This is a genomic window from Bradyrhizobium sp. NBAIM08 (assembly GCF_020193935.1).
Taxonomy (GTDB): Bacteria; Pseudomonadota; Alphaproteobacteria; order Rhizobiales; family Xanthobacteraceae; genus Bradyrhizobium; species Bradyrhizobium yuanmingense.
In genome coordinates, this window is the sequence record NZ_JADYVR010000540.1 from 1 (window position 1) to 431 (window position 431).

Annotated in this window: 1 protein-coding gene; it reads right to left on the reverse strand. The window is 52.9% G+C overall.

All coding sequences use genetic code 11. The features are described 5' to 3' along the window. Positions 1 to 431 (reverse strand): SIR2 family protein (locus tag I6F37_RS40840; RefSeq protein ID WP_225154499.1); only part of this gene is annotated, 431 nt, incomplete at both ends.

Consider the following 431-nt stretch of genomic DNA (forward strand, 5'->3'; position numbering starts at 1 on the left):
CGTACAATTTCTCAATTTCACGCACTCGCCTTATCTCTTTCAGCGGGTCATGGGCGAAGCGCGGCCCGTGAACGAGAGGCTCTGTTTGGAGCGCCGCGTCGTCGAAAAAAGGGTGTCGCGATGTCGTTGGATTGCGATCGAACCAGTCAACAGAACCGTGAACTTTCAGGACAACTATTTCTTCCTGGGTTGTATCAATTGTTGCCGCATACTCGCCGACGTGTTCGAAACGATAAGGAAAGAGTCGGAACCGCTTACCTGCCCGCTGGAGGGCTCGTTCCAGCAAGATGTCGTAATTGAAAGTGAGTATGAGGTCGTTCGGTTGGAGCCGCTTGGCGAACTCGATATACAACTCAGGCACTTGTTCTAGGCTCGGCGTCCGTTCGGTCAGTATTTGACCGATGAGGGTCTTGATGACAACCTGCGCTTCG